Source organism: Mesorhizobium sp. M7A.F.Ca.AU.001.01.1.1 (genome assembly GCF_004022735.1).
Taxonomy (GTDB): domain Bacteria; phylum Pseudomonadota; class Alphaproteobacteria; order Rhizobiales; family Rhizobiaceae; genus Mesorhizobium; species Mesorhizobium ciceri.
Genome location: NZ_RZPF01000350.1, coordinates 1 through 6,525, shown reverse-complemented (window position 1 = coordinate 6,525; position 6,525 = coordinate 1). Strand labels below are relative to the sequence as shown.

Annotated in this window: 5 protein-coding genes and 1 pseudogene; 3 read left to right on the top strand and 3 right to left on the bottom strand. The window is 64.7% G+C overall.

Going from position 1 to position 6,525, the window contains the following annotated elements:
* The 3 genes and pseudogenes from EN884_RS39680 to EN884_RS20725 all read left to right on the top strand — a co-directional run.
* A pseudogene (locus EN884_RS39680) lies at positions 1-130 on the top strand (TetR family transcriptional regulator); the annotation flags it as partial.
* The gene (locus EN884_RS20730; RefSeq protein ID WP_063169845.1) at positions 127-1,704 is read left to right on the top strand and encodes a 5-guanidino-2-oxopentanoate decarboxylase; all 1,578 of its coding nucleotides are present in this window, start codon (positions 127-129) and stop codon (positions 1,702-1,704) included. The pseudogene EN884_RS39680 and the gene EN884_RS20730, both read left to right, overlap by 4 nt.
* A 169-nt stretch (positions 1,705-1,873) precedes the next feature.
* The gene (locus EN884_RS20725; protein ID WP_063169846.1) at positions 1,874-2,581 is read left to right on the top strand and encodes an SDR family NAD(P)-dependent oxidoreductase; all 708 of its coding nucleotides are present in this window, start codon (positions 1,874-1,876) and stop codon (positions 2,579-2,581) included.
* A 97-nt stretch (positions 2,582-2,678) separates the two neighbouring features.
* Here the strand turns inward: EN884_RS20725 and rpsA are convergent, their stop codons facing one another.
* From rpsA to aroA, 3 genes are all read right to left on the bottom strand, one after another.
* Entirely contained in the window at positions 2,679-4,376 is a 1,698-nt protein-coding gene (gene rpsA, locus EN884_RS20720; RefSeq protein WP_013528183.1) for a 30S ribosomal protein S1, read from the bottom strand.
* A 215-nt stretch (positions 4,377-4,591) separates the two neighbouring features.
* Positions 4,592-5,236, bottom strand: coding sequence for a (d)CMP kinase (cmk, locus tag EN884_RS20715; RefSeq protein ID WP_032898722.1), 645 nt, complete (start codon positions 5,234-5,236; stop codon positions 4,592-4,594).
* A 67-nt stretch (positions 5,237-5,303) separates the two neighbouring features.
* The coding region (gene aroA, locus EN884_RS20710) for a 3-phosphoshikimate 1-carboxyvinyltransferase (RefSeq protein WP_128360714.1) at positions 5,304-6,525 on the bottom strand (1,222 nt) is incomplete at its 5' end.

Sequence of the window (6,525 nt, the reverse complement as noted above, 5' to 3'; positions counted from 1 at the left end):
CATCGACGGACTCTGGATCGAAGGCTGCCTGGCCGGCGAGATGTTCTCGCCCGGCGAATTGGCGGCGATCGGCATCAAGGCCGTCGAGGCCGAACTAGGCCTCGCGCCGGAAGGGGAGGAAAACCAATGACGACACTCGGCGAAGCGCTCATTTCGCTGCTCGAAGCCCATGGCGTCGACACGGTCTTCGGGATTCCCGGCGTCCACACGGTAGAACTCTACCGCGGGCTAGCGCGCTCCAAGATCCGCCACGTCACACCGCGTCACGAACAGGGCGCCGGCTTCATGGCCGATGGCTACGCACGCGCCAGCGGCAGACCGGGCGTCGCCTTCGTCATCACCGGACCGGGGCTGACCAACACCATCACCGCCATGGGGCAGGCACGTGCCGATTCGGTGCCGATGCTGGTGATCTCAGGCGTCAACGCCACGCCGACGCTGGGCAAGGGGCTGGGCCATCTGCACGAATTGCCGGATCAGCGCGGCATGATGGAGAAGGTGGCGCTGTTTTCGCAGCGCGTTACCGAGGCTGGCGAATTGCCCGGCGCGCTGGCGCAGGCCTTCGCCCTGTTTTCATCGGCCCGGCCCGGCCCGGTGCATATCGAGATCCCGACCGACGTCATGGTCAAGCCGGCGGATGGCATCGCTGCCATGCTGAGCAATGTGACGCCGCCCGTGCCGGAAGGTGTCGCAATTGCCAACGCGGCCAAACTCATCAGTGCAGCGCGCCGCCCGCTGATCCTGGTCGGCGGCGGCGCCAAACGCGCCGAAGCGCCACTGCGGCGTCTGGCCGAACGGCTGGGGGCGCCGGTCGTCCAGACCACCAATGCGCGCGGCCTGCTGCATGGTCATCCGCTTTGCGTGCCGGCCAGTCCCAGCCTGAAGACAGTACGGGCGCTGATGGCCGACGCCGACCTGGTGATTGCCGCCGGCACCGAATTCGGCCCGACCGACTATGACGGCTACAGCGATGGCGGCTTCGTCCTGCCCGCCAACCTGATCCGCATCGATATCGGCGCGGACCAGCTTGCCCGCCGCCCGGCGACGGTTTCGATCCAGGCCGATTGCGCCGAGGCGCTCGAAGCACTGCTTCTGGAAACCCGCCATGTCCGGGCAAGCGAGGGCGGTTCGTCGCGCGCCGCTACTACACGCAAAGCAGCCTTTGCCGAGCTCAATCCGACACTGCAGGGGCAGATGCGCGCCGTCGAGATGATCCGCGACGCTTTGCCGGGCGCGCTCATCGTCGGCGATTCGACGCAGCCGATCTATGCGGCCAACCTCTATTACGACCATGATCGGCCAGGCGGTTGGTTCAATGCCGCCACCGGCTTCGGCGCGCTTGGCTACGGCCCGCCGGCCGCAATTGGCGCGGCCCTTGCGATACCCGATGCGCCGGTCGTCTGCCTCACGGGTGACGGCGGCTTCCAGTTCACGCTGCCGGAACTGGGCGCCGCGCTCGACGCGCGGGTACCGGTCATCTTCGTCGTCTGGAACAACAGAGGCTACCGCGAGATCGAAACCTCGATGCTCGATGTCGGCGTCGAGCCGGTTGGCGTATCGCCGGCGCCGCCGGATTTCTGCAAGCTGGCCGAGGCTTATGGCATCGGCGCCGAACGGCTTGCCGATATCGACGCTCTCGCGGACGCGCTGAAGCGCGCCCGGGCCACCGGACTGCCGCGCGTCATCGAAATCACAGTTGACTGAAGCGCGGGTTTCCCGTTTTGGCGGGCCACGGCTGAAGTGTCGGACGCATGCAAAGACGCGACAACTGCCATGTCGAGATGTCAATTGAGTGATGGCGCAAAAGGCGCGACGCTTCGCGTCGGCGGCACAGAAATGACCTAACGATAAAAAAATGACAGGAGCGTCCAAGATGACGGAAACACTTGAAGGCAAGCATATCGTCGTGACTGGTGGGACCGGTGCGCTCGGCGGTGCGGTTGTCGGCAAACTGCTGAGCGACGGCGCGATCTGCCATGTGCCCAATGCTCATGCCGCCGCCCCTACGCATTTCCCCTTAACCTCGCATGACCGTGTCCAGCTGGTGCACAACGTCGATCTCTCGGACCCCGCGAAGGTCGAAGCGTTCTATAGCCAGGTTCCGGGCCTTTGGGGCTCGATCCATCTGGCTGGCGGCTTCACCTCGGCGCCTGTTGAAAAGATCGAGTCGGCGTCCTTTGCCGAGATGATGGACACCAATGCGCGCACCGCCTTCCTGTGCTGCCGCGCCGCGATCCGCTCGATGCTGTCGTCGGACACGGCGGGCCGCATCGTCAACGTCACCGCGCGCGCCGGGCTCGATCCGCGGCGCGGCGCCGGCATGGTCGCTTACGCCGCCAGCAAGGCGGCGGTGGCAGCCATGACGGTGGCGATGGCCGAAGAGCTGAAGCACAAGGGCATCCTGGTCAATGCCGTGGCGCCGTCGACGCTAGATACGCCGGCAAACCGCGCCGATATGCCGGATGCCGATGTCACAAGATGGGTCAGCCTCGAAGCCGCCGCCGAGGCCATCGCCTATCTCGCCTCGCCGGCCAATCAGGCGATGAGCGGCACGCTGGTGCCGCTTTACGGCAGGGCGTAACTTTCCAACCTTTACCTAGGTCAAAAAAAAACCCCGCCGGATCGCTCCGGCGGGGTTTTGTTTTGGAGCCTGTGCGAAGGCTTCGCGGTGCGAAGACTTAGCTGCCCTGCTTCTTCAGCGCGGCACCCAGGATGTCGCCCAGCGAAGCGCCGGAGTCGGTCGAGCCGTACTGAGCGACCGCTTCCTTCTCTTCGGCGATTTCCAGCGCCTTGATCGAGACCTGCAGCTTGCGGGTCTTCTTGTCGAAGGCGATGACGCGGGCATCGACCTTCTGGCCGACGGTGAAGCGCTCGGGGCGCTGCTCGTCGCGGTCACGGCTCAGGTCGGAGCGCTTGATGAAGGTTTCGATACCGCTGTCGACCAGCCGCACTTCCAGACCGCCATCCTTGACGCCGATGACTTCGCAGGTGACGACCGCGTTCTTGCGCAGTTCGCCTGAAGTCGCCGCTTCGCCGACCGTATCCTTGGCCAGCTGCTTGATGCCGAGCGAGATGCGCTCCTTGTCGATGTCGACGTCGAGCACCTGCGCCTTGACCATGTCGCCGCGATTGTACTCTTCGATGACCTGCTCGCCCGGACGGGTCCAGTCGAGGTCGGAAAGGTGCACCATGCCGTCCACGTCGCCTTCGAGGCCGATGAACAGGCCGAACTCGGTCTTGTTCTTGACCTCGCCCTCGACCTGGCTGCCGACCGGATGGCTAGAGGCGAAAGCCTGCCACGGATTCTCGAGCGTCTGCTTGAGGCCGAGCGAGATGCGGCGCTTGGCCGGATCGACTTCGAGCACCACCACGTCGACTTCCTGGGTCGTCGACAGGATCTTGCCTGGATGCACGTTCTTCTTCGTCCACGACATTTCCGAAACGTGGATGAGACCCTCGATGCCCGGCTCCAGCTCGACGAACGCGCCGTAGTCGGTGATGTTGGTGACGGTGCCCTTGATCTTCTTGCCGATCGGGAACTTGGTGCCGATCTCGGACCACGGATCGCTCTCGAGCTGCTTCATGCCGAGCGAGATACGGTGGGTTTCCTGGTTGATGCGGATGATCTGCACCTTGACCGTCTGACCGATGTTGAGGATTTCGGTCGGATGGTTGACGCGGCGCCATGCCATGTCGGTGACATGCAGCAGGCCGTCGATGCCGCCGAGGTCGACGAACGCACCGTAATCGGTGATGTTCTTGACGACGCCTTCGACAACCTGGCCTTCTTCGAGGTTCTGCACGATTTCCGAACGCTGTTCGGCGCGGCTCTCTTCGAGCACGGTACGGCGAGACACCACGATGTTGCCGCGGCGGCGATCCATCTTGAGGATCTCGAAGGGCTGCGGGTTGTGCATCAGCGGGGAGACGTCGCGGATCGGGCGGATATCGACCTGGCTGCGCGGCAGGAAGGCCACGGCGCCGTCGAGGTCGACCGTGAAGCCGCCCTTGACCTGGTTGAAGATGACGCCTTCGACGCGCTCACCCTTGGTGAACTTCTCTTCGAGACGGACCCAGCTCTCTTCGCGACGGGCCTTCTCACGGGAAAGCATCGCTTCGCCAAGCGCGTTTTCAATGCGCTCGACATAGACTTCGACGGTGTCACCAACCTTGAGGGTAGTGTCCTTGCCCTTGACGCCAAATTCCTTCAGCGGCACGCGGCCTTCGACCTTGAGGCCGACGTCGATGATGGCCATGTCCTTTTCGATCGCGGTGATCGTGCCCTTGACGACCTGGCCTTCGCCGGAATGGCCTGTTGTAAATGATTCTTCGAGCAGGCTCGCGAAATCATCGCGAGTGGGATTTGCAGCTGACATTGTTTCTCCTGGAGTGCCCCGCATCTGGAAGCGGGACGGGCGCCGTGGGTTAGCGTTGCGTTGGCCTGCCGGCGTTCCGGGCTACAAAAGCCCTGGGCCGCTCTTTAAGCGGCAATTCCGGCGCATGAAGAATGCTGGCAGGCTGGTTCGTGCCCGATATGGGTATTTTCTTCGCCTCCGACAACGGAAAGACGAGGGAAAAACCCGGATCAGACCTAGTCTCTCTTGGCCAAGACGTCATCGATGATCGCCATGGCTGCAAGAAACGCGGCTTCTATAGCCATTTCGCTGGTATCAAGCAAGTGCGCGTCGGCGGCCGGCTTCAAAGGTGAGTCGGCACGGCCCATGTCGCGCTGGTCGCGGCGCATGATATCGGCGAGGATCTCGGTAAAATCAGCGGTCCCGCCGATGCTCTCGATCTCGGCCAGCCGGCGCTGTGCTCGCACCTCGGCGCTCGCCGTCACATAGAGTTTGATGTCGGCGTCGGGGCACACCACGGTGCCGATGTCGCGCCCGTCGAGCACCGCACCCGGCGGCGTCTTGGCGAAGTCGCGCTGCTTTTCGACGAGGATGCGCCGCACGGTCGGGTACACCGCGACCTTGGAGGCCGCCTCGCCGACCGCATGCGCCGACAAGACCGTCCGGTCGAGCTTTGCCAGATCGACCTGGCGGGCAGCGGTTTCAGCCGCCGAGACATTGTCGAGCGGCAGCGCGTGCTGGATGAGCGCATAGGCCACGGCACGGTAGGTGAGGCCGGTGTCGAGCAGGTTGAGGCGGTAGTGGTCGGCCAGCCGGCGGGCGAGGGTGCCCTTGCCGGCGCCGGCGGGGCCGTCGATGGCGATGGTGAAGACGTGTGTCATTGGCAGACCGCCGAAAGGGTTGGGCGCTGGCCTGCCAACGTACCAAGGCTATTGGTTGCCACGACCGTCACCCGATCTCCGCGCCCAGCGCCGTCATCAGCCCCATGAACTCCGGAAAGCTGGTCGCGATCATGGCGGCGTCGTCAATGGTCACCGGCTTTTCCGTCGCCAGCCCCATGACCAGAAAGCTCATGGCGATGCGGTGGTCGAGGTGGGTCTGCACGGTGGTGTCCTTGCCGTTGGGATGGCCGCCAAGGCCCTTGCCGCCCGGTTTGCCGCGCACGGCAAGCGAAGCTTCGCCCTCGGTGCAGTCGACGCCGTTGAGCGTCAGCCCGTTGGCGACGGCCGACAGCCGGTCGGATTCCTTCACCCGCAACTCCTCCAGCCCCTGCATCAGCGTTTCGCCCTCGGCGAAGCTCGCAGCGACCGCCAGCACCGGATACTCGTCGATCATCGACGGCGCCCGCTCGGGCGGCACGATGACGCCCTTGAGCTCGGAGTAACGTACCCGCAGGTCGGCGACATCCTCGCCGCCGGCATTGCGTGGGTTGAGGATGTCGATGTTGCCGCCCATCTCCTGCAGCGTCAAAAGCAGGCCGGTGCGGGTCGGGTTCATCAGTACGTTTTCGATCGTGATGTCCGAACCCGGCACGATCAGGGCGGCCACCAGCGGGAAGCCGGCCGAGGACGGGTCGCCCGGCACGGCGATGGTCTGGCCGGTCAGCTTGCCCTGGCCTTCGATGAAGATGTGGCGCACGCCACGCTCGTCGGTTTCGACCGACAGATTGGCGCCAAACCCCTTCAGCATCTTTTCGGTGTGGTCGCGTGTCATCACCGGCTCGATCACCGTGGTGATGCCGGGCGTGTTGAGGCCGGCGAGCAGCACTGCGGACTTCACCTGCGCCGAGGCCATCGGCACGCGATAGGTGATCGGTGCGGCATGCTTGGGTCCATGCAGTGTGATCGGCATGCGGTCGCCCGGCGTCGCCTTCAGCACCTGCACGCCCATCTGGCGCAAGGGTTCCAGCACACGGCCCATCGGCCGGCCCGACAGCGAGGCATCGCCGATGAAGGTCGTCTCCATGTCATAGGTGCCGACAAGGCCCATGGTCAGCCGCGAGCCGGTGCCGGCATTGCCGAAATCGAGCGGGCCTTCCGGCTGCAGCAGCGCGCCGTTGCCGGTGCCGCGGATCACCCACTCGTCGCCGTTCTTCTCGATATGCGCGCCCATTGCCTTCATGGCGGCACCCGTGCGCATCACGTCCTCGCCTTCGAGCAGGCCAGTGATG

What these genes read in the sequence shown, in the direction of transcription:
- rpsA (WP_013528183.1), bottom strand. Translation starts at nt 4,376, where the DNA reads ATGTCAGCTGCAAATCCCACTCGCGATGATTTCGCGAGCCTGCTCGAA.
- cmk (WP_032898722.1), bottom strand. Translation starts at nt 5,236, where the DNA reads ATGACACACGTCTTCACCATCGCCATCGACGGCCCCGCCGGCGCCGGC.
- EN884_RS20730 (WP_063169845.1), top strand. Translation starts at nt 127, where the DNA reads ATGACGACACTCGGCGAAGCGCTCATTTCGCTGCTCGAAGCCCATGGC.
- EN884_RS20725 (WP_063169846.1), top strand. Translation starts at nt 1,874, where the DNA reads ATGACGGAAACACTTGAAGGCAAGCATATCGTCGTGACTGGTGGGACC.